This window comes from Pseudomonas sp. NBRC 111123 (genome assembly GCF_001320205.1).
Taxonomy (GTDB): domain Bacteria; phylum Pseudomonadota; class Gammaproteobacteria; order Pseudomonadales; family Pseudomonadaceae; genus Aquipseudomonas; species Aquipseudomonas putida_J.
The window spans coordinates 1-25,489 of the sequence record NZ_BCAZ01000043.1 but is presented as its reverse complement, the minus strand read 5'-3'; the positions used below and the strand labels follow the sequence as shown (position 1 = coordinate 25,489).

The 25,489-nt window shown below is 63.5% G+C and carries 23 protein-coding genes; 15 read left to right on the top strand and 8 right to left on the bottom strand.

Going from position 1 to position 25,489, the window contains the following annotated elements:
- Positions 1-171 precede the first annotated feature (171 nt).
- The 4 genes from APH27_RS19825 to APH27_RS19810 all read right to left on the bottom strand — a co-directional run bounded on the left by APH27_RS19825 (position 172) and on the right by APH27_RS19810 (position 7,690).
- Complete coding sequence (locus APH27_RS19825) at positions 172-4,698, bottom strand: hemagglutinin repeat-containing protein (protein WP_060485708.1); 4,527 nt, start codon at positions 4,696-4,698, stop codon at positions 172-174.
- A 26-nt stretch (positions 4,699-4,724) separates the two neighbouring features.
- Complete coding sequence (locus tag APH27_RS19820; protein WP_060485696.1) at positions 4,725-6,404, bottom strand: ShlB/FhaC/HecB family hemolysin secretion/activation protein; 1,680 nt, start codon at positions 6,402-6,404, stop codon at positions 4,725-4,727.
- Positions 6,405-6,565: 161 nt separating this feature from the next.
- Positions 6,566-7,120: a murein L,D-transpeptidase family protein gene (locus APH27_RS19815; protein ID WP_060485695.1), complete on the bottom strand. Its 555-nt coding sequence runs from the start codon at positions 7,118-7,120 to the stop codon at positions 6,566-6,568.
- A gap of 18 nt (positions 7,121-7,138) precedes the next feature.
- The gene (locus APH27_RS19810) at positions 7,139-7,690 is read right to left on the bottom strand and encodes an NUDIX hydrolase (protein ID WP_027920116.1); all 552 of its coding nucleotides are present in this window, start codon (positions 7,688-7,690) and stop codon (positions 7,139-7,141) included.
- A 127-nt stretch (positions 7,691-7,817) separates the two neighbouring features.
- On the opposite strand from APH27_RS19810, the gene APH27_RS19805 reads away from it, so the two are divergent.
- From APH27_RS19805 to purT, 5 genes are all read left to right on the top strand, one after another.
- Positions 7,818-8,417, top strand: coding sequence for a CoA pyrophosphatase (locus APH27_RS19805; protein ID WP_027920115.1), 600 nt, complete (start codon positions 7,818-7,820; stop codon positions 8,415-8,417).
- A 44-nt stretch (positions 8,418-8,461) separates the two neighbouring features.
- Positions 8,462-8,986 (top strand): gamma carbonic anhydrase family protein, encoded by a 525-nt coding sequence (locus APH27_RS19800; RefSeq protein WP_027920114.1) that lies wholly within the window; start codon positions 8,462-8,464, stop codon positions 8,984-8,986.
- Complete coding sequence (locus APH27_RS19795; protein ID WP_027920113.1) at positions 8,979-9,182, top strand: DUF1289 domain-containing protein; 204 nt, start codon at positions 8,979-8,981, stop codon at positions 9,180-9,182. The genes APH27_RS19800 and APH27_RS19795 overlap by 8 nt, the downstream gene beginning before the upstream one ends.
- Before the next feature lie 46 nt (positions 9,183-9,228).
- Positions 9,229-9,696: a VUT family protein gene (locus APH27_RS19790; RefSeq protein ID WP_027920112.1), complete on the top strand. Its 468-nt coding sequence runs from the start codon at positions 9,229-9,231 to the stop codon at positions 9,694-9,696.
- A 76-nt stretch (positions 9,697-9,772) separates the two neighbouring features.
- Complete coding sequence (purT, locus tag APH27_RS19785; protein ID WP_060485694.1) at positions 9,773-10,954, top strand: formate-dependent phosphoribosylglycinamide formyltransferase; 1,182 nt, start codon at positions 9,773-9,775, stop codon at positions 10,952-10,954.
- A 123-nt stretch (positions 10,955-11,077) separates the two neighbouring features.
- Here purT and APH27_RS19780 read toward each other — a convergent pair whose 3' ends face one another.
- From APH27_RS19780 to APH27_RS19770, 3 genes are all read right to left on the bottom strand, one after another.
- Positions 11,078-12,376 carry an MFS transporter gene (locus tag APH27_RS19780; protein WP_027920110.1) on the bottom strand — a complete coding sequence of 433 codons (1,299 nt, stop codon included), beginning with the start codon at positions 12,374-12,376 and terminating at the stop codon, positions 11,078-11,080.
- A 274-nt stretch (positions 12,377-12,650) separates the two neighbouring features.
- Positions 12,651-13,856: a transporter associated domain-containing protein gene (locus APH27_RS19775; protein WP_060485693.1), complete on the bottom strand. Its 1,206-nt coding sequence runs from the start codon at positions 13,854-13,856 to the stop codon at positions 12,651-12,653.
- Between the two features lie 9 nt (positions 13,857-13,865).
- Complete coding sequence (locus APH27_RS19770) at positions 13,866-14,675, bottom strand: inner membrane protein YpjD (protein WP_027920108.1); 810 nt, start codon at positions 14,673-14,675, stop codon at positions 13,866-13,868.
- A gap of 195 nt (positions 14,676-14,870) precedes the next feature.
- On the opposite strand from APH27_RS19770, the gene ffh reads away from it, so the two are divergent.
- The 6 genes from ffh to APH27_RS19740 all read left to right on the top strand — a co-directional run bounded on the left by ffh (position 14,871) and on the right by APH27_RS19740 (position 18,927).
- Positions 14,871-16,247 (top strand): signal recognition particle protein, encoded by a 1,377-nt coding sequence (gene ffh / locus APH27_RS19765; protein ID WP_027920107.1) that lies wholly within the window; start codon positions 14,871-14,873, stop codon positions 16,245-16,247.
- Positions 16,248-16,482: 235 nt separating this feature from the next.
- Positions 16,483-16,734 (top strand): 30S ribosomal protein S16, encoded by a 252-nt coding sequence (gene rpsP, locus APH27_RS19760; RefSeq protein WP_027920106.1) that lies wholly within the window; start codon positions 16,483-16,485, stop codon positions 16,732-16,734.
- A gap of 5 nt (positions 16,735-16,739) precedes the next feature.
- A complete protein-coding gene (gene rimM, locus APH27_RS19755; RefSeq protein WP_027920105.1) occupies positions 16,740-17,276 on the top strand; it encodes a ribosome maturation factor RimM in 537 nt (178 codons plus the stop codon).
- A gap of 3 nt (positions 17,277-17,279) precedes the next feature.
- Positions 17,280-18,032 carry a tRNA (guanosine(37)-N1)-methyltransferase TrmD gene (trmD, locus tag APH27_RS19750; RefSeq protein ID WP_027920104.1) on the top strand — a complete coding sequence of 251 codons (753 nt, stop codon included), beginning with the start codon at positions 17,280-17,282 and terminating at the stop codon, positions 18,030-18,032.
- A gap of 42 nt (positions 18,033-18,074) precedes the next feature.
- On the top strand, positions 18,075-18,425 hold the full coding sequence (gene rplS, locus APH27_RS19745) for a 50S ribosomal protein L19 (RefSeq protein ID WP_023629812.1): 351 nt from the start codon (positions 18,075-18,077) through the stop codon (positions 18,423-18,425).
- Positions 18,426-18,519: 94 nt separating this feature from the next.
- Positions 18,520-18,927 (top strand): acyl-CoA thioesterase, encoded by a 408-nt coding sequence (locus tag APH27_RS19740; RefSeq protein WP_027920103.1) that lies wholly within the window; start codon positions 18,520-18,522, stop codon positions 18,925-18,927.
- A gap of 3 nt (positions 18,928-18,930) precedes the next feature.
- On the opposite strand, the gene APH27_RS19735 is transcribed toward APH27_RS19740, so the two are convergent.
- Entirely contained in the window at positions 18,931-20,733 is a 1,803-nt protein-coding gene (locus tag APH27_RS19735; RefSeq protein ID WP_060485692.1) for a sodium:proton antiporter, read from the bottom strand.
- Positions 20,734-20,801: 68 nt separating this feature from the next.
- Between APH27_RS19735 and xerD the strand changes: the two genes are divergently transcribed.
- The 4 genes from xerD to thrC all read left to right on the top strand — a co-directional run bounded on the left by xerD (position 20,802) and on the right by thrC (position 25,457).
- A complete protein-coding gene (gene xerD, locus APH27_RS19730) occupies positions 20,802-21,698 on the top strand; it encodes a site-specific tyrosine recombinase XerD (protein WP_027920101.1) in 897 nt (298 codons plus the stop codon).
- 154 nt (positions 21,699-21,852) lie between these two features.
- Complete coding sequence (locus APH27_RS19725; RefSeq protein WP_027920100.1) at positions 21,853-22,611, top strand: thioredoxin fold domain-containing protein; 759 nt, start codon at positions 21,853-21,855, stop codon at positions 22,609-22,611.
- A gap of 82 nt (positions 22,612-22,693) precedes the next feature.
- A complete protein-coding gene (locus tag APH27_RS19720; protein WP_060485691.1) occupies positions 22,694-23,998 on the top strand; it encodes a homoserine dehydrogenase in 1,305 nt (434 codons plus the stop codon).
- 49 nt (positions 23,999-24,047) lie between these two features.
- Entirely contained in the window at positions 24,048-25,457 is a 1,410-nt protein-coding gene (gene thrC / locus APH27_RS19715) for a threonine synthase (protein WP_027920098.1), read from the top strand.
- The last annotated feature ends 32 nt before the right edge of the window (positions 25,458-25,489 follow it).

The window sequence follows — 25,489 nt, the reverse complement described above, 5'->3', positions numbered from 1 at the left end:
CAGCCTTGGCGCATGACTTGAGCCGTGTAAACCGGCTGACAACCATGGCCTTACAGGCGTGGCACGTTGCAACAGATGTAGGAGCGGATTTATCCGCGATGCGCCGCGCGGGCGGCGCTCGATCTTACAGGCGCTGAACATCTCAAGGCAGGCACCTGCGCGCCTCCCCCCTTATTTCACCTTACCCTGCACACTGGAAACCCACTGCTCACTCCGGCTATGCCCACTGGTCCTCAGCAACCCCAGGTCCAGCGCATTCTCGCCATCTGCAGCCCCCTTACCCTTGGCCATCTCGGCAATCGCCGTGCCCAGGTCAACCGGCGAATTGGACGCATCGATCGATACATCCCGACGGTAATCATTGCCACTCAAGGTTTCCTGGCTCACCGAGCCGGCATCGAGCGCTACCGCACCCTTGGCCGACTGCAGGCGTGCGCCAACCAGCTGTGCTTCGCCCCCCACCTTCAACTCGACACCGTCACTGCCCTTGAGAACCGCCTGTTGCGCCACACTGTCGCGCTGCACATGCGACACCTCAAGGCTGAAGGTCGGCGAGAAGCCTGGGTCGGCCTTGCTCAACGCCGAGCCGGCTTTTTCCTTGACCTTGCCACCCAGTGGCCCGGCCAGCGAGGTGGCGGCGTTGACGTAACCCTGCGGGTTCTTTTCCTGGCTCAGGCGTGCATCGCCCTTCACTGTCAGGCTGTCGACGCTGTCCTTGCGGCTGGCGATGCGCAGGTCGCCATCGATCGCGCCGGTGATGCGCCCGGCTTCCAGGCTGGCACCTTCGATACGGGTATCACCACGGCTTTGCAGGTCGATGGTTTCGGCGCGCAAGTTGCTGGCGTTCCAGGTCTGGTTGTCGCGCTTGTCCAGCTCGACCTTGGCGCGGCCATGCAGGCCTCGGGTGTGGGGGGTACCTGTGGCCATGTTGAAACCGGCCCCGGCGCTGATGTCGAGGTTGTTGCGCTGCTCCTGATTGGAAGAAGCCTCGATCAGCATGCCGCCGCGGGACGCATCGAGTTCGATCTGCTCGGCTGATGCCTGCAGGCCTTGAAGGTGCAGGGCAATGTCTTCGCGAGCGCGGCTGCTGAGGGTCAGCTTGCCGGCACTGGCGAATTGGGCATCGACAGCCTGACGGGAGTTTTCATCCTGCTTGCCATGGGTGAAATGGCCACCGATGCCACCGCCTTTGGTGTCGCCCCTCTTGCCTGCCAGCTCCAGGCCACCGCCGAGTTTGCCGCCTGCAGCTTGCTGGGTGTCGTTGCCTGCCTTGACCTGCAGGCGACCGTCACTGTGCACGAGAATGCCGCCGGCCTTGGCCTCGCGATTGCCAATACGGGTGCCTTCGAGCGACAGATCACCCACGCTGCTGAGGCGTACCTCACCCTTGGCGTCGATCTGTGCCACGCGAGCCTTGGTTTGCTCGGCCAGCTGCTGCGTGTTGTCGAGATAGCCGCGGCCGTCGAAGCCGGTGCTGCCAGGGCGGTTGCCGACCTTGGCCCACGCGTTGCCGTCAAGCTGGCGGGTCAGTTGCTCGGCGTGGTCGCTGGCCTGGGTCAACGACAGGCTGCCAGCGCTGTGGATGACCACTTTGCCTTCGCCACCGTTCATGCGTGTGCCTTCATAGCGGCCATCGCTTCCCAGCTGGACCTGGATGCCCTGTTGCCCATACAGGCTGCCGGGCACTGCGGTACTGGCCGTGGCGTGTTTGTCCAGCGAGCCCCCCTTGCCTGCGGCGCGCACGTTCACGTCACTTCCAGCGCTGGTGTCCACGCGCAGGTCACCGCCATAGGCCAAGCGCTGCACGCTGTCCTCCTGGGTGTTTTCGGCGGCGCGCACCGTATGCTCCTGGGCATCGATCTGCAATTTGCCGGCCTCTGCACGCCAAGCGGTACCTTCGTCGTCGATCCTCTCGGCCTTGGCCTCGACTTTCGCGCCAGACAGCTCGCTGACCTGGGCGATGCCTCGGCGCTGGTTCTCCAGGCGCTTGAGGTGCTCCACGGTCATGTCGGCGCCGACGCTGGGCGCCGCCATCGCGTCTTCGGGCGATGCCTGCTGGAAGCGTGCGGCTTCTTCGCCCTGCACCAGCCGTTCAATCGGCCGGGTCAGGTCACGGTATTCGACACTGGCGCCGAGGCTGCCGGACCACTCGCTGCGTAGTTCTTCGCGCTCGTGGGTGTCCTGGACCGCACGGTTGTCGATGCGCTTGGCAAAGACCTTGAGGGTATCGCCGGCAGTGACCCGTGCGGCTTCGGTAACCAGTTCGTCCGCTTCGAGCTTCAGGTTGCCACTGGCCTGCAGCTCGCTGCGTTGGGCCTTGCTGTCGCGTTCGGTGACCACGCTGCTGTTGTGATGGCCTTCGAACAGGCTACCCAGGCGGTCGATGCCGCCCGTGACGGTCAAACCACCGCCGCTCTGGCTTGCGCGGGTGGTCGATTCGCGCTCATTGCGGGTGGCGCCCAGTGTCAATTGCCTGGCCTTCACGTCGAGGTCGCCAGCACTGGCCTGGACTGTGGAACCGTTGACCTGCAGGTGTGCCTCGCTGGCCAGGCCAACCGTGGCGCCCTTCAGCTCGCTGGCAACCTGCGTGGTGTCGCGCACCTTTTCGTGGCGAGTGCTCACTTCATAGGCCACGCCTGCCGCGTACTGGCGCGACTCCGGCTTGCCGTCTTCGGCGTTCTGGGTTTGCCGGGCACTGGCAGTCAAGCCACGTTGCCGATCGCGGGTTTCGCTTTCCTGGACCGTTTGTGCGCTGCCGATCAGCACATCGCCCTTGGCTTCGACCTGCAGATGCGCGCCGGCTTCGACCTTGGCCCCCTGGATGCGCAGCTCATCGGCACTGGCCAGGCGCAGGTTGCTGGACGAGCTGACATCGCTGACCAGCACCTGCTGTTGCCTTGTGGTGTTTTCGTGGTCGCTGCCGATCAGGCCGAACAGCTTGCTGTCGCTTGCGCGTTTGGTGGAGCGGGTACTGCCATGGTCGGCTTCGATGGCCAGTGCGCCTTTTTCGCTGTACAGCACGGCATCCTCCTTGCCGTGCACGGTGCTGCCCTTGATGCTGACCTGGTCGGCGTGGATGTTCAGTTTGCCACCGGCGGTGACGCTGCTGCCGGCAACGCTGCGGCCTTCGGTGTCGTTGCCCTTGCGATCGCCGAAGAAGGTCCCGGAGACCAGGTCGCCACGGTAGTTGCTGTCGTTGCTGCGTTGCTGCAGGGCGGTTGTGCCGACCTCGACTCGCCTGGCGTTGATGTCCATGTCGCTGCGGCTATGCAGGCTGCTGCCTTCGACGGTTAGTGTGTCTTTGGCTTTGACCGTCATGCGTTGGGCACTCAATGCGCTGGGCCGTGCGCGCTCTGTGTACGTGTCGGTGTCGCTATCACCGCGCCAGAGGTCCTTGCGATGGCGCACCTGCTCTTTGAACTGCGTGCTGTCGATACCGGCGGCGATGTCCAGGTTGGCGCCGCTGTCGAGGGTTACGTCACCACCTGCCTTCACCTGGGCGGCGACCAGGCGCATGTTGGCGCCGGACTGCAGCGTGATGCTGTCGCTGCCTTCCAATTGCACACCGCGTTGCTGGCGCTCGGTGGTGGTGCTGTTGCGGCTGTAGGTTTCGCGGGTGATGAACAGGAACTTCTTGTTCCAGCTGTCGCGGTCGTGGCCAATGTTTTCACGGGTCTTGGCGTCCAGGGTGAGCTGCTTGCCAGCCTTGGCTTCGATATGCTCGGCCTTGCCGTCGACGGCGCTCAACGTCAGGTCATCGGCGGCTGTAAGCTGCAAACTGCCGCGTTCGCTGTGCAGTTCGGCAGGCTGGTCGGCCTCGCCACTGACGTGCAATGAGCCAGCCGAGTGGATGGCGATGCCGCTGTCAGCCTTGGCCTTTACCGGCCCCATGCGTACCCCGGCACCTTCGGCGGTGCTGACCACCCGAATACGCCCGGCGCGCATGGCGCCGAACAGGTTGGCGTCGATGCTCGACGGGGTGCCCGGCAGGTGTTCGAGGACCTGGCCATCGGCATGGGCGATGCGATTGCGGCCAACGGTCACGTTGAGGTCACCCTTGGCCATGAGCAAGCCCTGCTGGTCCACCTTGGGGGCAATGAGCTCAAGCGCACCCTCGGCATTGCTCTGGCCGCCCTGCAGCACCTGTAAAGTGCCACCGGCATTCAATGTGTTGAAGTTTTGCAACTGCTCATCCTGCAATTCAGGTGTGCCGACCACGAACCCTGCGCGGGTGGTGTTGATGAAACTGCCGCCATTGAGGGTGATCCCGTTGGGGTTGGCGAGAATGTAGTCGGCGGGGCGGCCGAAGATTTCCTGCGGGCCTTCGATCAGCGAGGCATTGCGGCTGATCACCTCGTTGAGAATGGTCGACGCCGCCTGGCCCTGGAATTGCGGGTTGGCGGCCAGTGCGCCGGCCAGTTGCGACTGGCCGCCCTGCAGGGCGTTGTTCAGCACCACACCGGGTTGTGCGACGTTGTAGTCGAGGAACTGGTTATGCGACAGGCCACTGGCGTTGGGTGGGACGATGTCGATCACCGGTACGCCGTGATCGTTGTTGATGATAGGGGTGCCTGCGGGGCCGCTGGCGGCCTCCAGGCCCCCTTGCGCGAAAGCGCTGGTGGGCCCGAGCAGCGCGAGGAAGATGGCCCAGCGTAAGGTATCCGGGCGAGTAGACGGTAACGGCGAGCGTTTATGCATGTTCTCGTTCTCTTTGTTGTGGGGAATCAGAGGCTCAAGGTGCATTCCAGTACCCAGAAGCCAGGCTCCAGTCCGGAGCGAGGCAGGTCGCTGGTGTAGAGGGCGCGTTGGTAGTCCAGGCGCAGTCGAGTGTCGGGCAGGCTCAGCTCGATGCCGGCGGCTGCGCCTGCCAGGCGTTGCGAGGGCTTGCCAGCGGCTGGCCGGGCCCACCCCACATCCAGCCCGAAATAAGGGCGTATCTGCAGGGGCTGAGCCCACTTCGTTGGCAGGGGTTGGCTGAAGGTGTTGCGCCAGGCTGCACCGCTGGCAGCGGAGTAGGTGCGCAGGCGAAAGCCCCGTACGGTCGAATCGTCGCTGACCAGCAGTTGTTCGACGGCAGGCAGCGCGTCACTGCTGTACTGCAGGGCCAGTTCGCTTTGCCAGCGCCAAGGCGCGTTCGCCGGCCCCTGGCGCAGGTGCAGCAGGCTGGCGCGGTACTTGCGATAGTCTGGGCGCAGGCGCTCTACGCCCAGTGGCGACTCATCGGCACCGAACCAGTCCAGGCCTTGGGCAATGCCCACATATCCGTTCCAAAGCCCACCTTCGAGCCACAGCAGGTTGATGCCAGCCTCGAGGCTGGTGAGCGTCGGGCTTTGCTGGGTGACAACGGCGCCAGCGCTGCGGTTGATCAACTGCTTGCGGTCCAGCCTTGTGCTGGCGCTGAGCAGGCCTTGCTGGTTGCGCCACAGCACCCGCTCGACGCTCAGGCCTTGGTAGCTGCTGCTGCCTTCGCTGGTTTGCCGGCTGTGGGGCAGCGGGGCGTCGTAGGCTAGTTGGCTGGCGTTGAGGGCAAAGGTCCAGGGACCGTAAGGAACGCTGTAATACAGCGTGATGCCTTGGGTCTGGCCGGGGGCGCGGAAGACGTTGGACAGCAGTGAAACACGCAGGTCGTCATTCAGCCTCAGCGGGCTGTCCAGGCCAAGGCTCAGGTTCAGGCGGTGGCGGCCAGTGAGTTCACTGCCGCGGTTGTCCAGGCGGCTGTCCAGGTGCCATCGCGAGCCAGCCCTCTGCGGTTGCACCACCACCCGGGTGCCACCCTGCAGCTCGCCCGGCAGCAGGTCCATGCCCAGTTCATAGGCTCGCAGGCGGTTGAGTTGGTCGAGCCCTTGCTCCAGGTCGGGCAAGTACAGGGGGTGGCCCAGTACGCCGGGGAAGGCGCCGCTCAGTGACAGGGGTAACGCCGGGCCAGCGAGCTCGATGGACTCGACAAAGCCTTCGACGATCACGATATCCAGTGGTGCGTCATCCCGAGGCGGCTGGCGCAGGTAGGGTCGGCTGGTCGGAAAGCCCGCGCTGACATACAACTGGGTGATGCCCCTGAGCAGGCGATTGATGTCATCGATGCCCATGCAGGGCAGCACCCGCTCGCGCAGGGCGGGCTCAAGTGCCTGATCCGCAAGCTGACGATTGCCAATGATGCGCAGGCCGGATACGGCCCAGCACTGGCTGTTGGCCGTGAGGGTGGGGGCCTGCTCGCGGCTCTCGGGCGAGGTAGGTAGCTGCCAGCGCTTGAGCCGCTGTTGCTGTTCGAGTTGGCGCAGTGACTGCTGCTGGTCGCGCAGGTGCAGGCTGGCGGGGTCGTCAGCCAGGGCCGTATAGGTGACCAGCAGGCCAGAGAGGCACCGGGCAAGCAGCCTGCTGGCGATGTGGCGGAATCGGCATGGCATGGAACATCCCCGCAAGTGGTGTACGAATCACGTACTCGTTTGCGGGGATGCTAAGAATTGATGCCTTCGCTTGGATGCAGTCTCCGGCTTCAGCAGGGCGTAGGGCGGGTGTGCAATTGAAGTATGAAAGGTCCTACAAGCTCAATCTGAATGTAGGACTATCAGGGGCGAATCTCGATCAAGGTGCCATCACGGACCAGGTCCCACACTTCCTGCATGTCGCGGTTGCGCATGGCGATGCAGCCGTCGGTCCAGTCGAGGGTGTGGAAGTACCACTCGGGGTAGTCATCGTTGATCGGCGTGCCATGGATCATGATCATGCTGCCGGCACTCCAGCCTTCGCGGGTGGCGCGGGCGGCGTCGCTGACGTTCGGGTAGGTGATGTGCATGGCCAGGTTGAAGCGGTCGCTTTCCTTGCGCCAGTCCAGCCAGTAAAGGCCTTCTGGGGTTTTCTTGTCGCCTTCGCGTTCCTTCGGCCCCTTGGGCTGTTTGCCCAGGGAGATGCGGTAGGTCTTCAGCGGCTCGCCGCGGCTGATCAGCTGCAGGCGCCGCTCGGACTTGATCACCAGCACCTTGTCGATCAGCGGTTGCATGGCCGCCTGGGACTGCGACTGGGCCGGCACGGGCGGTTGCGGCTTGCGAATGATGACTTCGGTGAAGGCCGCCTGGGACACCGTGGTAACGCAAAGGCAGAATAGGGCGAACAACCAACGCATGAAGCAGTACCTGCGAGCTTAAGTGGTGGGCGAAACATTCATCGGCGGCAGGTATTCATGGCCAATCGGGTAGTGCTGCCTGATGCGGTCGCGATAATAGCATTCTAGTGTGCGAGTGACGGTGCGGAAAGCCAGCTCGCCCCACGGTATTTCGTGTTCCTCGAACAACCGTACTTCCAGGCTTTCGACCCCGACGGCGAAATCGAGGTCGGCCAGCTCGGCGCGGAAGAACACATGCACCTGGTTGATGTGCGGCAGGTCGAACAGTTGGTACAGGGCCATATCCCCGACCCGGGCACAGGCCTCTTCGACCGTTTCGCGACGGGCGGCCTGGTCGAGGGTCTCGCCGTTTTCCATGAAGCCGGCGGGTAGCGTCCAGAAGCCGCGGCGCGGTTCGATGGCGCGGCGGCACAGTAGCACCTGGCTACCCCAGCTGGGCAGCACCCCGGCGACGATGTTGGGGTTCTGGTAGTGGATGGTCTGGCAATGTTCGCAGACGAACCGAAGGCGGCTGTCGCCTTCGGGGATCCGCTGAATGACCGGCTGGCCGCACGCGCTGCAGAATTTCATGCTTTTCTTCCCTGTAGACCGGGTTATCTTGGCGCGTCAGGCCGGGCTGCCGCAAGCGTGTGGGGCTTGGGTGCTTCGCGGCTTTTGGTGCATCATGCACGGCAGGCTTTGGAAACGAGAGTGCACAATGCTGGACGAGCTACTTCGCCGAATGAGCAACCACCAACCGGCTTCACTGGAAACCGACCGACGGTTCCCCGAGGCGGCGGTACTTTTGCCCATTACCCGCAGCGAAGCACCCGAGCTTGTCTTGACCTTGCGTGCCAAGGGGTTGTCGACCCACGGCGGCGAAGTCGCCTTTCCCGGTGGCCGCCGCGACCCGGAAGACCCGGACCTGGTATTTACCGCATTGCGCGAGGCCGAAGAAGAAATCGGCCTGCCACCCGGCCTGGTGGAGGTAATCGGCCCGCTCAGCCCGCTGATTTCCCTGCACGGCCTGAAAGTGACCCCGTTCGTCGGCTTGATCCCGGATTTCGTCGAATACCGTGCCAACGATGCCGAAATCGCGGCAGTCTTCAGCGTGCCGCTGGAATTCTTCCGCCAGGACCCGCGTGACCACACCCACCGTATCGATTACCAGGGCCGTAGCTGGTACGTGCCCAGTTATCGCTATGGTGAGTACAAGATCTGGGGGCTGTCGGCAATCATGATCGTCGAGCTGGTCAACCTGCTGTATGACGCGGGAATCAGCCTGCATCAACCCCCTGAGCGCTACATCGAAATCTGAGCGGGGCACACCCCGCCATCTGCGTGAACCTCTGAGGAGCGAACATGAAATACCGCCTGGGCGACCATCGGGTCGAATGCCACGCCACAAGCTGGGCCGCACCCAACGCCACCCTGATTGGCAGGGTACGCCTGCAGGCCCGTGCCAGCGTGTGGTTCGGTGCGGTGCTGCGGGGTGACAACGAGCTGATCGACATCGGCGAGGACAGCAACGTCCAGGACGGTAGCGTGATGCACACCGACATGGGCTCGCCGCTGACCTTGGGCAAGGGCGTGACCGTTGGTCACAACGCCATGCTGCATGGCTGCACGGTCGGCGACTACAGCCTGGTTGGCATCAACGCGGTTATCCTCAACGGCGCGCGCATTGGCAAGCATTGCATCATCGGCGCCAACGCGCTGATCCCTGAAGGCAAGGAAATCCCCGATGGTTCGCTGGTAATGGGCTCGCCAGGCAAGGTGGTGCGCGAGCTGACCGAGCAGCAGATGCGCCTGCTCGAAGCCAGCGCCGCGCACTATGTGCACAATGCCGAGCGTTATGCGCGGGAGCTGGTGGCCGACGATGAGTGAAGTGGCAGCCGAGCGGCCAGTGGCTTCGCCGTGCGTGAGCATTTGCGCGCTGGACGAGCAGGATATCTGTACCGGCTGCCAGCGCACGGTGGCCGAGATCGGCCGCTGGGGGCGGATGGACAATACCGAGCGCCGGGCGGTGCTGAAGCTTTGCCATGAGCGGGCGCTGGCTGCCGGGCTGATTATTGGGCACTGACCGCAAAATCAAGTAATCTGTGCGGCTTGCCCACAGATCACTCGCCATGTTCTATCTCATTGCCTATATCAGTAGCGTAGTGCTGATCAACTACGCCTTCTCCAGCGCCCCGCACCTGGACATCATCTGGTCCTGCTGGGGCGGCCTGGTGTTCATCCTGCGCGACATGGTGCAGACCCGCTTCGGCCACGGCGCGCTGATTGCCATGCTGCTGGCCCTGGTGCTGTCGTATGCCACCTCGGAGCCAGCCATCGCCCTGGCCAGCGCCACTGCGTTCTTCGTCTCCGAACTGATTGACTGGCTGGTGTTCAGCATCACCCGCCGGCCGCTGCGTGACCGCCTGTGGCTGAGCTCGGCGCTGAGCATTCCGGTGGATACCTTCATCTTCTTCGGCATGATCGGCGCCCTGACGCCGGCTGTGATCGGCACCGCCATGGCTTCGAAATTCGCCGGTGTCACGGCCGTCTGGCTGGCCATGGCATTTCGTGCGCGGCGGGCCGCTGTGGCAGGTTGATGGTGTAGAATACTGGTCCTTTTTCAGCGGGCCGCGCCAAGCCTGGTGCGGCCCCGGACGCCTTCGAGGACCTGAAATGACCTGTATCGGAACCCCATTGTCGCCGACCGCGACCCGTGTACTGCTCTGCGGCTGTGGCGAGCTGGGCAAGGAAGTGGTGATCGAGCTGCAGCGCCTGGGCGTCGAGGTGATCGCCGTCGACCGCTACGCCAATGCCCCGGCAATGCAGGTGGCGCACCGCAGCCACGTGGTCAACATGCTCGATGGCGTTGCCCTGCGGGCGATCATCGAGGCGGAAAAACCGCACTACATCGTTCCGGAAATCGAAGCCATCGCCACCGCCACGCTGGTCGAGCTGGAGAACGAAGGCTTCACCGTGGTGCCGACCGCCCGCGCCACCCAGCTGACCATGAACCGTGAAGGCATCCGCCGCCTGGCCGCTGAAGAGCTGGACCTGCCGACCTCGCCGTACCACTTCGCCGACACTTACGAGGACTACGCCAAAGCCGTTGCCGACGTCGGTTACCCGTGCGTGGTCAAGCCGGTGATGAGCTCCTCGGGCAAGGGCCAGAGCCTGTTGCGCAGCGATGCCGACCTGCAGAAGTCGTGGGAATACGCCCAGGAAGGCGGGCGCGCCGGCAAAGGCCGGGTGATCATCGAGGGCTTCATCGATTTCGAATACGAAATCACCTTGCTGACTGTGCGCCATGTGGGTGGCACCACCTTCCTCGAGCCGGTCGGCCACCGTCAGGAGAAGGGCGATTACCAGGAGTCCTGGCAGCCACAGGTCATGAGCGCGAAAGCCTTGGCCGAGTCGCAGCGCGTGGCCAAGGCGGTCACCGATGCACTGGGTGGTCGTGGTCTGTTTGGTGTGGAGCTGTTCGTCAAAGGCGACCAGGTGTGGTTCAGCGAAGTCTCGCCGCGCCCGCATGACACCGGCCTGGTGACCCTGATTTCTCAGGACCTGTCGCAGTTCGCCCTGCATGCTCGCGCCATTCTTGGCCTGCCGATTCCGGTGGTGCGCCAGTTCGGGCCGTCGGCTTCGGCGGTGATCCTGCCGGAAGGCCAGTCGCAGCAGACCCGCTTTGCCAACCTGGGGGCAGCCCTGAGCGAGCCGGATACGGCCATACGCCTGTTCGGCAAGCCGGAAATCAACGGCACCCGTCGCATGGGCGTGTGCCTGGCGCGTGATGAGTCGGTCGAAGCGGCGCGGGCCAAGGCGACCCGTGCTTCGCAGGCGGTCAAGGTCGAGTTCTGATCCGAGACCGCACGGGGCCGCGTTGCGGCCCTTTCGCGACACAAGGCCGCTCCTACAGGTGATCGCAATTCCTTGTAGGAGCGGCCTTGTGTCGCGAAAGGGCTGCACAGCAGCCCCAATGGCTCACAGCTCGGTATTGCGGGTTTCTTTAAGGCATAGCACGGCAATCAGGCTGATCACCGCCGCCGCCGACACATAGCCCCCCACCCAGCTCAGCCCACCCATGCTCACCAGCTTCTGGGCAAAGAACGGTGCCGCCGAGGCCCCGACAATGCCGCCCAGGTTATACGCCGCCGAAGCGCCGGTATAACGCACGTGGGTCGGGAACAGCTCAGGCAGCAGCGCCCCCATCGGCGCGAAGGTCACGCCCATCAGGAATAGCTCGATGGCCAGGAACAGCGCCACGCCGGTGGTCGACCCCGAGGTCAGCAGCGGCTCCATGGTAAAGCCCGAAGCCACCGCCAGCAGGCCACCAACGATCAGTACCGGCTTGCGCCCGTAACGGTCGCTGAGCCAGGCTGACAGCGGAGTGGCCAGGGCCATGAACACCACGGCGAAGCACAGCAGGCCAAGGAATGTCTCGCGGGTGTAGCCCAGGGTGGTCACGCCATAGCTCAGCGAGAACACGGTCGAGATGTAGAACAACGCATAGCACACCACCATCGCCGCTGCGCCCAGCAGGGTCGGCAGCCAGTATTTGGCGAACAGGTCGACCACCGGCAGCTTCACCCGCTCGTGGCGAGCCACTGCCTTGGCGAACACCGGGCTTTCTTCCAGCTTCAGGCGTACATACAGCCCCACCAGCACCAGCGCGGCGCTGAGCAGGAATGGAATGCGCCAGCCCCAATCGCGGAACTGTTCGTCACTGAGCAGCATGGCCAGGGTCAGGAACAGGCCATTGGCAGCGAGGAAGCCGATCGAAGGGCCAAGTTGCGGGAACATGCCGAACCAGGCGCGTTTTCCCTCTGGTGCATTCTCGGTGGCCAGCAGTGCTGCGCCGCCCCATTCACCACCCAGGCCCAGGCCTTGGCCGAAGCGCAGCAGGCAGAGCAGGATCGGTGCCCACACGCCGATGCTGTCATAGCCCGGCAGCACGCCGATCAGCGTGGTCGACAAACCCATCAGCAGCAGCGAGGCGACCAATGTCGACTTGCGCCCGATGCGGTCACCGAAATGGCCGAACAGTGCCGAGCCCAGCGGGCGGGCGAGGAAGGCGATGCCGAAGGTGATGAACGCCGCGAGCATCTGCGCGGTGCCTGACCCGGATGGGAAGAACACTGGGCCGATCACCAACGCGGCAGCGGTGGCATAGACGTAGAAATCGTAGAACTCGATGGCGGTGCCGATGAAGCTGGCGGTGGCAACCCGCGCGGGCGAGTTGACCGGCGCGGCAGGCGCTTGGGCATAGGTGCTGGTGGTCATTAAGTAGGTCCCTAACAGTCTGGTCCGCTCCATGGGCGTTGTCTGCGTGGTGTGCATGGTTCGAAGGCAGGCACAGCGTCGCGGACGCCGGAGCGTATTTGTTGTTGTGTTCGCGCGACTGACGCCAGCCCAAGGGGGGTAGGGGCGGGAGCGGGCACTGTTCGGGGTGTTGAAGCAGGACCGCAGAGGTGTCAGTGGAGCGGACTGGCCGTGTGGCGCCGGGTGCGGGTAGCAGGCGGGACGGCGGGGCTGGGTAAGCGTGACCCGAGTATAGCTATCGGGTCACGGTCCACACCAGTACCTTGCTGGCGCAATTGTCCTCTGTTTCGAGGATTTCCAGGCGATAGCGGCCGATCTTCAGGCAAACGGCGCTTTCCGGAATGCTCTCGAGGGCTTCGGTGACCAGCCCGTTGAGGGTTTTCGGGCCGCCGTCGCAGGGCAGGTGCCAGCCCAGGGAACGGTTGATTTCGCGCAGCGAGGCGGCGCCTTCGATGACGAAGGTGCCATCGGGCTGCGGATGCACGTGCGGGTTGTCGAGGCTCTGTTCGTCCTCGAACTCGCCGACGATCTCCTCGAGAATGTCCTCCAGGGTGACGATGCCCAGCACCTCGCCATACTCGTCCACCACCACGCCCAGGCGCCGCTGTTGCTTGTGGAAGTTCAGCAGCTGCATCTGCAGGGGCGTGCTTTCCGGCACGAAGTAGGGTTCGTAGCAGGCGCCGAGCAGTTGTTCCAGGCTCAGCTCGGCCTTTGGCAGCAGGTGGCTGATGAGCTTGGTGTTGAGGATCGCTTCGACCTGGTTGATGTCGCTGTGGTACACCGGCAGGCGCGTGTGCCGGCTGACGATCAGCTGCTCGATGATCTGCTTGATGGGGTCGTCAAGGTTGATGCCATCGACTTCGTTACGTGGCACCAGAATGTCATTGACGGTGATCTTGTCCAGCGATTGCAGGCCGTCCAAAAGGCCGTGGCGCGGCGTTTCGTGCTCGTCGTCTTCGTCGAAATCGTCGTTCTCCTGCGGGTGCAGGGCCACAGCCGCAGGCTGTACGCGGAACGGCCGCAGCATCAGCTTGGCGATACCGTCGAACAGGCAGGCCAAGGGCTGCAGCAGGGCCAGAGGAAATGGCCGCAGGCTCAGGCCAAGGCTGATGAAGGCCTGCGGGTTACGCCGGGCCAGGCGCCGCGGCAGAAACTCGGCGAACACCGACAGGGCTGCCACGGCGGCCAGGCCAGCCAGCCAGAAGCCGTGTTCGCCGTTCTGGCGTTGGCCGATCAGGCAAGCCAGGCCCAGCACCAGCAGCTTGCCCAGGCTGGCACACAACACCAGGGCCTGGGCCGGCAACAGCGGCTGGCCGTCATCGCCATTGCGCAGTGAGCCATTGAGTTGCAGGCGGGCGGCGTCCACGGCGGTGAACAACGCCGACCACAGTAGCGCCAGTGCAAGAATGCCGAGAAGCGGTGCGTACGGCAGGGTGTCCATGGGCGGCCGTCAGATATGCAGGATGAATTCGCGAACCAGCTTGCTGCCGAAGTAGGCCAGCATCAGCAGGCAGAAACCCGCCAGGGTCCAGCGGATTGCCTTGTGTCCGCGCCAGCCCAGGCGGGTGCGGCCCCACAGCAGCACGCTGAACACGATCCAGGCGATGCAGGCCAGCAAGGTCTTGTGCACCAGGTGCTGGGCGAACAGGTTCTCAAAGAACAGCCAGCCGGAAATCAGCGACAGCGAGAGCAGGCACCAGCCCGCCCAGAGGAAGCCGAACAGCAGGCTTTCCATGGTCTGCAGCGGCGGGAAGTTGCGGATCAGCCCGGACGGGTGCTTGTTCTTCAACTGGTGGTCCTGCAGCAGCAACAGCAGCGACTGGAACACCGCGATGGTGAACAGGCCATAGGCCAGGATCGACAACAGGATGTGCGCGAGGATGCCCGGTTCTTCGTCGATCAGCGGCACCGTGCCGGGCGGGGCGAACTGCGCCAGCAGGGCAGTGATGGCGCCGAGCGGGAACAGCAGTACCAGCAGGTTTTCCACCGGGATGCGCAGGCAGGCCACCAGCGTCAGGGCGATGACCGCCACGGCGATCAGGCTGGCGGCGCTGAAGAAGTCCAGGCTCAGCCCCAGTGGGGTGATCAGCTGGAAGAACAGCGCGCCACCCTGGGCGACCACGGCGAGGGTGCCGAGCAGGCCGAGCAGGCGTTTGTCGGCCTTGCGGCCCTGGGCCAGGTAGGAGCCCTGGTAGATGGCCGCAGCTATATATAAGCCGGCGGCGATCAGGTTGGGGATGAGGCTGGGTGAGGAGACCATAAGTCCTGGTTGCAGAGCCCTGAAAGAGACGGAGTTTGGCATAGATCGACACCGGCCATCCAGACCGATCGGCTGCAAGGTGTGCGCCGCCGCCGCACTTCGTTATAATCGCCGCCTTGCTGTGCCTGGCGGGTGTGCATTTCCCCCTCGGGCGCCTGACAAACCTCGGCTTTTACTGGGCCTGTAAGGATCACCATGTTCGAAAACCTGACCGACCGCCTGTCACAGACGCTGCGCCATGTCACCGGCAAGGCCAAGCTGACTGAAGACAACATCAAGGACACGTTGCGCGAAGTGCGCATGGCCCTGCTTGAGGCCGACGTTGCCCTGCCGGTGGTCAAGGATTTCGTCAACAGCGTCAAGGAGCGTGCGGTCGGCACTGAGGTGTCGCGCAGCCTGACCCCGGGCCAGGCGTTCGTGAAGATCGTCCAGGCCGAGCTGGAAAGCCTGATGGGCGCGGCCAACGAAGACCTCGCGCTGAATGCCGCGCCGCCGGCCGTGGTCCTGATGGCCGGCCTGCAAGGTGCGGGCAAGACCACCACCGCCGGCAAGCTGGCGCGCTTCCTCAAGGAGCGCAAGAAGAAGAGCGTGATGGTGGTTTCCGCCGACGTCTACCGCCCGGCGGCGATCAAGCAGCTGGAAACCCTGGCCCACGACATCGGCGTGACCTTCTTCCCGTCCGACATCAGCCAGAAGCCGGTGGCCATCGCCGAAGCGGCGATCCGTGAAGCCAAGCTCAAGTTCATCGACGTGGTCATCGTCGACACCGCCGGCCGCCTGCACATCGACGCCGACATGATGGCCGAGATCAAGGCGCTGCACGCCGCGGTCAAGCCGATCGAGACCCTGTTCGTGGTCGACGCCATGACCGGCCAGGACGCCGCCAACACCGCCAAGGCGTTTGGTGAAGCCCTGCCGCTGACCGGTGTGGTGCTGACCAAGGTCGACGGTGACGCCCGTGGCGGTGCTGCGCTGTCGGTGCGCGCCATTACCGGCAAGCCGATCAAGTTCATCGGTATGGGCGAGAAAACCGAAGCCCTCGAGCCCTTCCACCCGGACCGTGTCGCCTCGCGCATCCTTGGCATGGGTGACGTGCTCAGCCTGATCGAACAGGCCGAGCAGACCATCGACAAGGCCAAGGCCGACAAGCTGGCCAAGAAGCTGAAGAAGGGCAAGGGCTTCGACCTCGAAGACTTCCGCGACCAGCTGCAACAGATGAAGAACATGGGCGGGCTCGGCGGCCTGATGGACAAGCTGCCGAGCATCGGCGGGGTCAACCTGTCGCAGATGGGCAACGCCCAGGGTGCAGCCGAGAAGCAGTTCAAGCAGATGGAAGCGATCATCAACTCGATGACCCCGGCCGAGCGTCGCGACCCCGACCTGATCAGCGGTTCGCGCAAGCGCCGTATCGCCCTCGGTTCCGGTACCCAGGTGCAGGACATCGGCCGGCTGATCAAGCAGCACAAGCAGATGCAGAAAATGATGAAGAAATTCTCCGCCAAGGGCGGCATGGCCAAGATGATGCGTGGCCTGGGCGGGATGCTGCCAGGCGGCGGCATGCCGAAGCTGTAACCCCTATTTTGGGCGCCTGCTTTCAGATGAGTGGGCGCCCGGAACCCCCGCTCCGGCGGGGTAACGGCCGCGAATTGCGTGGCTTAACCGGCAAATCTGGACGGCAGGGCGGGGCTCTGTCGAAAAAGGCATTTGCAAATGTCCGTGTATTCCCCGAGAATATGCGGCCTTTTGGGCACCCGTGTGCCTATTTGGCATTCAGATTTGCAGCACCGACTATAGGAACAATGTTCACATGGTAACCATTCGTCTTGCCCGTGGCGGCTCGAAAAAGCGCCCATTCTACCACCTGACCGTGACCAACTCGCGTAACGCCCGTGACGGCCGTTTCGTTGAGCGCGTAGGCTTCTTCAACCCGATCGCATCGGGCGCCGAAGTCAAGCTGTCGGTTAACCAAGAGCGCGTTTCCTACTGGCTGAGCCAGGGCGCACAGCCGTCTGAGCGCGTTGCTCAGCTGCTGAAGGACGCTGCCAAGGCTGCCGCCTAAACAGTATGAACGCGACGCCAGAAAAGGCTGACGACCTCATCGTCGTTGGCAAGATTTTTTCGGTTCACGGCGTTCGCGGCGAGGTGAAGGTGTATTCCTTTACCGATCCGATTGAAAACCTGTTGGATTATCCGCGCTGGACGCTTCGGCACGAAGGCAAGGTAAAGCAGGTCGAGCTGGTCAGCGGTCGTGGCTCCCAAAAGGGCCTGGTCGTGAAACTGAAAGGCCTTGATGATCGCGATGAAGCCCGTCTTCTGAGTGGTCATGAAATCTGCATTGCGCGGAGCCTTTTGCCCAACCTGGCCGCAGACGAGTACTACTGGTACCAGCTGCAGGGCCTGAAGGTCATCAACCAGGACGAACAGCTGTTCGGCAAGGTCGATCACCTGTTGGAGACCGGTGCGAACGATGTAATGGTGGTCAAGCCCTGCGCAGGCAGCCTGGATGATCGCGAGCGTCTGTTGCCCTATACGGCGCAATGCGTGCTCAACGTCGACCTGGAAGCAGGCGTGATGCGGGTTGAATGGGACGCGGACTTCTAAACGATGGGTAACCTTCGCGTAGACGTCATCACGCTGTTCCCCGAGATGTTCTCGGCCATCACAGAGTACGGCATTACCAGCCGTGCGGTGAAACAGGGGTTGCTTCAGGTGACTTGCTGGAACCCGCGGGACTACACCACAGATCGCCACCACACCGTGGATGATCGGCCGTTTGGCGGTGGTCCGGGCATGGTGATGAAAATCAAGCCTCTGGAAGACGCCCTGGTTAGCGCCAGGCAAGCGACCGGAGCATCGGCAAAGGTGATCTACCTTTCGCCGCAAGGCCGCAAGCTGACTCAGCAGGCGGTCAAAGGCTTGGCCGAACAGGAATCGTTGATCCTGATCGCCGGCCGTTATGAAGGCATCGACGAGCGTTTTATCGAGGCTCATGTCGATGAGGAGTGGTCGATTGGCGACTATGTGCTTTCCGGTGGCGAGCTGCCGGCCATGGTACTGATCGATGCGGTTACACGGCTGCTGCCCGGAGCTTTAGGGCATGTGGACTCGGCGGAGGAAGATTCCTTCACTGACGGTCTGCTGGATTGCCCGCACTACACCCGGCCTGAGGTGTATGCGGATCAGCGTGTTCCCGACGTGTTGCTAAGTGGCAACCATGCACATATCCGGCGTTGGAGGATGAAGCAGTCCCTTGGTAGGACCTTCGAACGACGCGCCGATCTTCTGGAAAGTCGCTCGCTTTCTGGAGAAGAGAAGAAGCTGCTCGAGGAATATCTCCACGAGCGGGACGATAGTTAAACGTATCGATGGTGGATCAAGTATCCATCTTAGGAGCACAGCATGACCAACAAGATCATCCAGCAGCTCGAAGCCGAGCAGATGAGCAAGGAAATCCCAACCTTCGCACCAGGCGACACCATCGTCGTTCAGGTTAAAGTGAAGGAAGGTGATCGTTCCCGTCTGCAGGCTTTCGAAGGCGTTGTCATCGCCAAGCGTAACCGCGGTCTGAACAGCGCCTTCACCGTGCGCAAGATCTCCAGCGGCGTAGGCGTTGAGCGTACCTTCCAGACCTACAGCCCGCAGATCGACAGCCTGGCCGTGAAACGTCGTGGTGACGTGCGTAAAGCCAAGCTGTACTACCTGCGCGACCTGTCCGGCAAAGCCGCTCGCATCAAGGAAAAACTGTCCTGAGTACAGTTTGCCCGGTGGCCTAAGGCCCCTTGCGAGAAAAAAGCAGCCTTCGGGCTGCTTTTTTGCATTCTGAAACCCGTGAAAAGTGACGGATATGACCAGCCGAGACCAGGAAATCCAGCGCCGCACCGAGCTGTCGGTGACCCGCGTGACCAAAGCGGTGTTCCCCAACACCACCAACCACCACAACACCCTGTTCGGCGGCACCGCGCTGGCGTGGATGGACGAAGTGTCGTTCATTGCGGCCACACGCTTCTGCCGGCTGCCGTTGGTGACCGTGTCAACCGACCGCATCGACTTCAAGCACCCGATCCCGGCGGGCTCGATCGTTGAACTGGTAGGCACGGTGGTCAAGGTGGGCAATACCAGTTTGCAGGTGCAAGTGGATGTGTTCGTCGAGAACATGTACCTGGATGGGCGCGAGCGGGCGATCCATGGCGTGTTCAGCTTTGTCGCCATCGACGAGGACAAGCGCCCGGTGCCGGTACTGCCCGGTAGTTGACCCTCACGCGTCGGCCGGCTCCGGGTCGATCAGTGATACCAGCGTCCAGCCTGCCTGAGGGGCGAGCGGGGCGTCCGGGCATGCGACATGCACCCAGCCGTGGGCATCGCGGGCGAACAGCAAGGTTGCGCGTTCGCCATGCAAGGCCTGGTACTGCTGCCAGCCGAAGGCTTCAGTGAGCGTGGTGCTGAACAATTCGCTCCCTTCAAGCAGGCGGTTGGCCAGTTGCAGGTAGGTCATGGGGCTGGAACCCAACAACTGGCCGCGGTGTTCTTCGCTGGCGCGATGCTTGTCACTGCGCCGGTTTTCCAGCCCGCTGGCCAGTACGAACAACCGCTTGTGGCCAAAATCATGGCGAAACCGTGCGCACGCCAGGGCATTGAGTTCGCCGGCAGGCGATAGCCCCAGCAGATGGCCGAGGCCGACCAGGTCCAGATGCGCGTCGGCGTGCTGCGAGGCCGGGTTGCCAAAGTAGGTCGGCAAGCCATCCATGCGTGCAGCCCGGATGTTTTCCCAGCTCGAATCGGTCAGCAGGACGCGGCAACCGAGCTGTTGCAATGCTTTGGCCAGCGTGCGCGCAGGCGGGTTGGCGCCTACCAGCAGAAAGCCGCTGGGGGCAGGCTCTGCAACCTTGAGCAGCCGCGCCAGCGGGCGGGCAGTAGCGCTTTGCAGTACGACCGTACCGATGATCACGGCGAATGTCAGCGGCACCAGCAGCAAGGCCGAGGGGTGGCCAGCCTGGTCCAGGCGAATGGCAAATACCGCCGAAACCGCAGCAGCCACGATGCCGCGCGGCGCTATCCAGGCCAGCAGGGCGCGCTCGCGCCAGTTCAGTGAGGATCCGGCAGTGGAAACCAGCACATTCAGCGGCCTGGCCAGCAACTGAATGACCAACAGCAAGGCGAGCACCGCCGGGCCCAGGGAGAACAGGGCATGCAGGTCGAGGCGGGCGGCCAGCAGGATGAACAGCCCGGAAATCAGCAGGACGCTCAGGTTTTCCTTGAAGTGCAGGATTTGCCGTACATCGACCCCGCGCATGTTGGCCAACCACATGCCCATCACCGTCACCGCCAGCAGGCCGGACTCGTGGACGATCTGGTTGGCAGCAATGAAGATGCCCAGCACGGCAGCCAGGGAGGCCAAGTTGTGCAGGTACTCCGGCAGCCACTGCTCACGCATCACCTGACCCAGCAGCCAGCCACCGGCTGCACCCAGTGCGCAGCCGCACAGAATCACCCCGGCGAAGGTGATCAGGCTTTGGCTCAGGCCGTCGCCGCTGGCGATGATGAAGCTGTAGACCACCACGGCCAGCAAGGCGCCGATCGGGTCGATGACAATGCCTTCCCAGCGCAGGATGTTGGCGATCGTCGCAGTTGGCCGTACCACGCGCAGCATGGGCACGATCACCGTAGGCCCGGTCACCAGGGTCAGCGCGCCGAACAGGATCGCCAAGGGCCATTCGAATGCCAGCAGCCAGTGGGTGGCCAGGGCGATTACCAGCCAGGTGGTCAGCGCCCCGAGCGTGACCAGGCGATGCACCACGCTGCCGATCTCCCGCCACTGAGAGAGGTGCAGGGTCAGGCTGCCTTCGAACAGGATCAGTGCTACAGCCAGCGACACCAGGGGCATCAGCAGTGGGCCGAACAGGGCCTCAGGTGACAGCCAGCCCAGCACTGGGCCGGCGACGATTCCGCACAGCAGCAAGAACAGGATGGCGGGCAGTTTCAGGCGCCAGGCCAGCCATTGGCAGGCAAGCGCAGCCGCGCCAATGCCACCCACACTCAGAAGGATTTGCTGTTCGCTCATGCGGGCTCCCTATGCCGGCGTTGTTATGAAAGACTAAGCGTCATTTCGTCGTTTGCCATCGAGATTTCATGCCTGCCCTCGACCACCCCTTGATCGACCAGTTCCTCGACGCCCTGTGGCTTGAAAAAGGCCTGTCCGACAACACTCGAGTCTCCTATCGCAGCGACCTGGCCCTGTTCAACGGCTGGCTTCAGGAACATTCGGTAACCCTTCCCGATGCCGGCCGCGAGCTGATCCTCGACCACTTGGCCTGGCGCCTCGACCAAGGCTACAAACCTCGCTCCACGGCGCGCTTTCTCTCAGGCCTGCGCGGCTTCTTTCGCTATCTGCTGCGGGAAAAACTGATTGCCGTCGACCCCACCCTGCAGGTCGACATGCCGCAACTCGGCCGGCCCTTGCCCAAATCCCTGTCGGAAGCCGACGTTGAGGCGTTGCTGCAGGCGCCGGACCTGGCCGAAGCCATTGGCCAGCGCGACCGTGCCATGCTCGAAGTGCTTTACGCCTGCGGCCTGCGCGTGACCGAACTGGTCAGCCTGACCCTCGACCAGGTCAACCTGCGTCAGGGCGTGCTACGGGTGATGGGCAAGGGGAGCAAGGAGCGCCTGGTGCCGATGGGCGAGGAGGCGGTGGTATGGCTGGAGCGTTACCTGCGTGACGGCCGTGCCGACCTGCTCAACGGCCGCCCCAGCGATGTGCTGTTCCCCAGCCAGCGCGGCGAGCAGATGACCCGCCAGACCTTCTGGCACCGCATCAAGCACCAGGCGCGGGTGGCCGGTATCGACAAGTCGCTGTCGCCGCATACCCTGCGTCATGCCTTCGCTACGCACCTGCTCAACCACGGCGCCGACCTGCGCGTGGTGCAGATGCTGCTGGGCCACAGCGACCTGTCGACCACCCAGATCTACACCCACGTGGCCAAGGCGCGGCTGCAGCAACTGCACGCCCAGCATCATCCACGTGGATGAATGTTTTTCATGTTCCGCTGACCGGTCCTTGCAGGCCCCTTCATTTGCACCTTGATGTGGTAGGCTTGGGCGGTTTGCATCAAGGGCCGCACGGTTGCCGCGTTTTTTCCGCAGGTGACGCCCGCCGGCCCCTGTCCGCCTCCAGGAGTTCCCCATGCGCGTGACCCAGATTTTCGCCGCCGCCGTGATGGCGCTGGCCAGTACCTTTGCCGTTGCCGCGGCCGACAGCAATGCCAGCGCCGAGCAGGCCATCCGCAAGTCGTTGCAGAACCTCGAACTCGAAGTGCCGGTTGAAAGCGTCGGCAGCAGCCCGCTCAATGGCCTCTATGAAGTCAAGCTGCAGGGCGGCCGTGTGCTGTATGCCAGCGCTGACGGCCAGTACGTCATGCAGGGCTACCTGTACCAGCTGCAGGACGGCAAGCCGGTCAACCTGACAGAAAAAACCGAGCGTCAAGGCGTCGCCAAGCTCATCAACGGTATTCCAGCCGCCGAGACCGTGGTTTACCCTGCCAAGGGCGAGACCAAGTCGCACATCACCGTATTCACCGACACTACCTGCCCGTACTGCCACAAGCTGCACGCCGAAGTGCCCGAGCTCAACCGCCGCGGTATCGAAGTGCGCTATGTCGCCTTCCCGCGCCAGGGCCTCGGTTCGCCGGGCGATGAGCAACTGCAAGCAGTCTGGTGCTCCAGCGATCGCCGGGCGGCGATGGACAAGATGGTCGAAGGCAAGGAAATCAAGGCAGCCAAGTGCGCCAACCCGGTCAGCAAGCAGTTCCAGCTGGGCCAGCAGATCGGCGTCAACGGCACGCCGGCCATCGTGCTCGAGAACGGCCATGTGATTCCGGGCTACCAGCCCGCACCGCAAGTGGCCAAACTGGCCCTGGCTGGCGAGCAGCAGGCTGCCAAGTAATTCATTCAATACGCCGTCGTCATGGGGTGACGGCATGTTTCACGGTCGGTGAAGGCGCCGGCCGTTCAATGGGGAGTTCACAGTGAAACCGGTCAAAGTAGGCATCTGTGGGTTGGGGACCGTCGGTGGCGGAACCTTCAATGTACTTCAGCGCAACGCCGAGGAGATTGCCCGCCGTGCCGGGCGCGGTATTGAAGTGGCACAGATTGCCATGCGCTCGCAGAACCCGAACTGCCAGATTACCGGTACCCCCATTACCGCTGACGTGTTCGAAGTTGCGAGCAACCCGGAAATCGACATTGTCATCGAGCTGATCGGTGGCTACACCATCGCCCGCGACCTGGTGCTCAAGGCGATCGAGAACGGCAAGCACGTGGTTACCGCCAACAAGGCGCTGATCGCCGTGCACGGTAACGAGATCTTTGCCAAGGCCCGGGAGAAGGGCGTCATCGTGGCCTTCGAAGCGGCAGTGGCCGGTGGTATCCCGGTGATCAAGGCGATCCGCGAAGGCCTGTCGGCCAACCGTATCAACTGGTTGGCCGGCATCATCAACGGCACCGGCAACTTCATCCTCACCGAAATGCGTGAGAAGGGCCGCGCCTTCCCCGACGTGCTGGCCGAAGCCCAGGCACTGGGCTATGCCGAAGCCGACCCGACCTTCGACGTCGAAGGCATCGATGCCGCGCACAAGCTGACCATCCTGGCGTCCATCGCCTTTGGTATCCCGCTGCAGTTCGACAAGGCCTACACCGAGGGCATCACCCAGCTGACCACCGCTGACGTGAACTACGCCGAAGCGCTGGGCTATCGCATCAAGCACCTGGGCGTGGCCCGCCGCACCGCCGAAGGCATCGAGCTGCGCGTGCACCCGACGCTGATCCCGGCCGACCGCCTGATCGCCAACGTCAACGGCGTGATGAACGCGGTCATGGTCAACGGCGACGCCGCTGGTTCCACCCTGTACTACGGTGCTGGCGCCGGCATGGAGCCGACCGCTTCGTCGGTGGTCGGTGACCTGGTCGACGTGGTCCGTGCCATGACCTCCGACCCGGAAAACCGCGTGCCGCACCTGGCCTTCCAGCCAGATTCGCTGTCGGCCCACCCGATCCTGCCGATCGAGGCCTGCGAAAGTGCTTACTACCTGCGTATCCAGGCCAAGGACCACCCCGGCGTGCTGGCCCAGGTGGCAAGCATCCTGTCGGAGCGCGGCATCAACATCGAATCGATCATGCAGAAGGAAGCCGAGGAACAGGACGGCCTGGTGCCGATGATCCTGCTGACCCACGGTGTGGTCGAGCAGCGCATCAACGACGCCATCGTCGCCCTGGAAGCCCTGCAGGACGTGGTCGGCAAGGTCGTGCGCATCCGCGTCGAACAGCTGAATTAATTTGCCAATCGGGCCGCTTGCGCGGCCCTAGCATCGAAGGTTTGCACCCATGCGCTATATCAGTACCCGCGGCCAGGCTCCGGCCCTGAATTTCGAAGACGTGCTGCTGGCTGGCCTGGCCAGCGACGGCGGCCTGTACGTCCCTGAGAACCTGCCACGCTTCACCCAGGAAGAAATCGCCTCCTGGGCAGGCCTGCCGTACCACGAGCTGGCCTTCCGGGTGATGCGCCCGTTCGTCGAAGGCAGCATCGCCGATGCCGACTTCAAGAAGATCCTCGAAGAAACCTACGGCGAGTTCGCCCATGCTGCGGTCGCCCCGCTGCGCCAGCTGAACAGCAACGAGTGGGTGCTGGAGCTGTTCCACGGCCCGACCCTGGCGTTCAAGGATTTTGCCCTGCAACTGCTCGGTCGCCTGCTCGACCACGTGCTGGCCAAGCGCAACGAGCGTGTGGTGATCATCGGTGCCACCAGCGGTGACACCGGCTCCGCTGCTATCGAAGGCTGCCGCAGCTGCGAAAACGTCGATATCTTCATCCTGCACCCGCACCAGCGTGTGTCGGAAGTGCAGCGCCGCCAGATGACCACCCTGTTTGGCGACAACGTCCACAACATCGCCATCGAAGGCAACTTCGACGACTGCCAGGAGATGGTCAAGGCCAGCTTTGCCGACCAGTCGTTCCTCAAGGGCACTCGCCTGGTTGCGGTCAACTCGATCAACTGGGCGCGGATCATGGCCCAGATCGTCTACTACTTCCACGCGGCGCTGCAGCTGGGCGGCCCAGCCCGTTCGGTGGCGTTCTCGGTACCGACCGGCAACTTCGGCGACATTTTCGCCGGTTACCTGGCCCGCAACATGGGCCTGCCGGTGAGCCAACTGATCGTTGCCACCAACCGCAACGACATCCTGCACCGCTTCATGAGCGGCAATCAGTACGTCAAGGAAACCCTGCACGCGACCCTGTCGCCGTCGATGGACATCATGGTGTCGTCCAACTTCGAGCGCCTGCTGTTCGACCTGCACGGCCGTAACGGCGCAGCGCTGGCCGAGCTGATGGCGACCTTCAAGCAGGGCGGTGGCTTCAGCGTCGAGCAGGACCGCTGGACCGAAGCGCGCAAGCTGTTCGATTCGCTGGCCGTCAGCGACGAGCAGACCTGTGAGACCATCGCCGAGGTGTTCGCCGCCACTGGCGAAGTGCTCGACCCGCACACCGCGATTGGCGTCAAGGCCGCCCGCGAGTGCCGCCGCAGCCTGGACACGCCGATGGTGGTGCTGGGCACCGCGCACCCGGTCAAGTTCCCGGAAGCGGTAGAGAAGGCCGGTGTCGGCAAGGCACTGGAGCTGCCGGCGCACCTGAGCGATCTGTTCAGCCGTGAAGAGCGTTGCACCGTGTTGGCCAATGACCTGAAGGCTGTTCAGGCATTCGTTAGCCAGCATGGCAACCGCGGGAAGCCTTTGTAAGATAACTGGCATCTGGGGCCGCTTTGCGGCCC

Excerpts from the sequence above, each read along its gene's own strand:
- APH27_RS19825 (WP_060485708.1), bottom strand. The coding sequence starts at position 4,698 with ATGCATAAACGCTCGCCGTTACCGTCTACTCGCCCGGATACCTTACGC.
- APH27_RS19820 (WP_060485696.1), bottom strand. The coding sequence starts at position 6,404 with ATGCCATGCCGATTCCGCCACATCGCCAGCAGGCTGCTTGCCCGGTGC.
- APH27_RS19815 (WP_060485695.1), bottom strand. The coding sequence starts at position 7,120 with ATGCGTTGGTTGTTCGCCCTATTCTGCCTTTGCGTTACCACGGTGTCC.
- APH27_RS19810 (WP_027920116.1), bottom strand. The coding sequence starts at position 7,690 with ATGAAATTCTGCAGCGCGTGCGGCCAGCCGGTCATTCAGCGGATCCCC.
- APH27_RS19805 (WP_027920115.1), top strand. The coding sequence starts at position 7,818 with ATGCTGGACGAGCTACTTCGCCGAATGAGCAACCACCAACCGGCTTCA.
- APH27_RS19800 (WP_027920114.1), top strand. The coding sequence starts at position 8,462 with ATGAAATACCGCCTGGGCGACCATCGGGTCGAATGCCACGCCACAAGC.
- APH27_RS19795 (WP_027920113.1), top strand. The coding sequence starts at position 8,979 with ATGAGTGAAGTGGCAGCCGAGCGGCCAGTGGCTTCGCCGTGCGTGAGC.
- APH27_RS19790 (WP_027920112.1), top strand. The coding sequence starts at position 9,229 with ATGTTCTATCTCATTGCCTATATCAGTAGCGTAGTGCTGATCAACTAC.
- purT (WP_060485694.1), top strand. The coding sequence starts at position 9,773 with ATGACCTGTATCGGAACCCCATTGTCGCCGACCGCGACCCGTGTACTG.
- APH27_RS19780 (WP_027920110.1), bottom strand. The coding sequence starts at position 12,376 with ATGACCACCAGCACCTATGCCCAAGCGCCTGCCGCGCCGGTCAACTCG.
- APH27_RS19775 (WP_060485693.1), bottom strand. The coding sequence starts at position 13,856 with ATGGACACCCTGCCGTACGCACCGCTTCTCGGCATTCTTGCACTGGCG.
- APH27_RS19770 (WP_027920108.1), bottom strand. The coding sequence starts at position 14,675 with ATGGTCTCCTCACCCAGCCTCATCCCCAACCTGATCGCCGCCGGCTTA.
- ffh (WP_027920107.1), top strand. The coding sequence starts at position 14,871 with ATGTTCGAAAACCTGACCGACCGCCTGTCACAGACGCTGCGCCATGTC.
- rpsP (WP_027920106.1), top strand. The coding sequence starts at position 16,483 with ATGGTAACCATTCGTCTTGCCCGTGGCGGCTCGAAAAAGCGCCCATTC.
- rimM (WP_027920105.1), top strand. The coding sequence starts at position 16,740 with ATGAACGCGACGCCAGAAAAGGCTGACGACCTCATCGTCGTTGGCAAG.
- trmD (WP_027920104.1), top strand. The coding sequence starts at position 17,280 with ATGGGTAACCTTCGCGTAGACGTCATCACGCTGTTCCCCGAGATGTTC.
- rplS (WP_023629812.1), top strand. The coding sequence starts at position 18,075 with ATGACCAACAAGATCATCCAGCAGCTCGAAGCCGAGCAGATGAGCAAG.
- APH27_RS19740 (WP_027920103.1), top strand. The coding sequence starts at position 18,520 with ATGACCAGCCGAGACCAGGAAATCCAGCGCCGCACCGAGCTGTCGGTG.
- APH27_RS19735 (WP_060485692.1), bottom strand. The coding sequence starts at position 20,733 with ATGAGCGAACAGCAAATCCTTCTGAGTGTGGGTGGCATTGGCGCGGCT.
- xerD (WP_027920101.1), top strand. The coding sequence starts at position 20,802 with ATGCCTGCCCTCGACCACCCCTTGATCGACCAGTTCCTCGACGCCCTG.
- APH27_RS19725 (WP_027920100.1), top strand. The coding sequence starts at position 21,853 with ATGCGCGTGACCCAGATTTTCGCCGCCGCCGTGATGGCGCTGGCCAGT.
- thrC (WP_027920098.1), top strand. The coding sequence starts at position 24,048 with ATGCGCTATATCAGTACCCGCGGCCAGGCTCCGGCCCTGAATTTCGAA.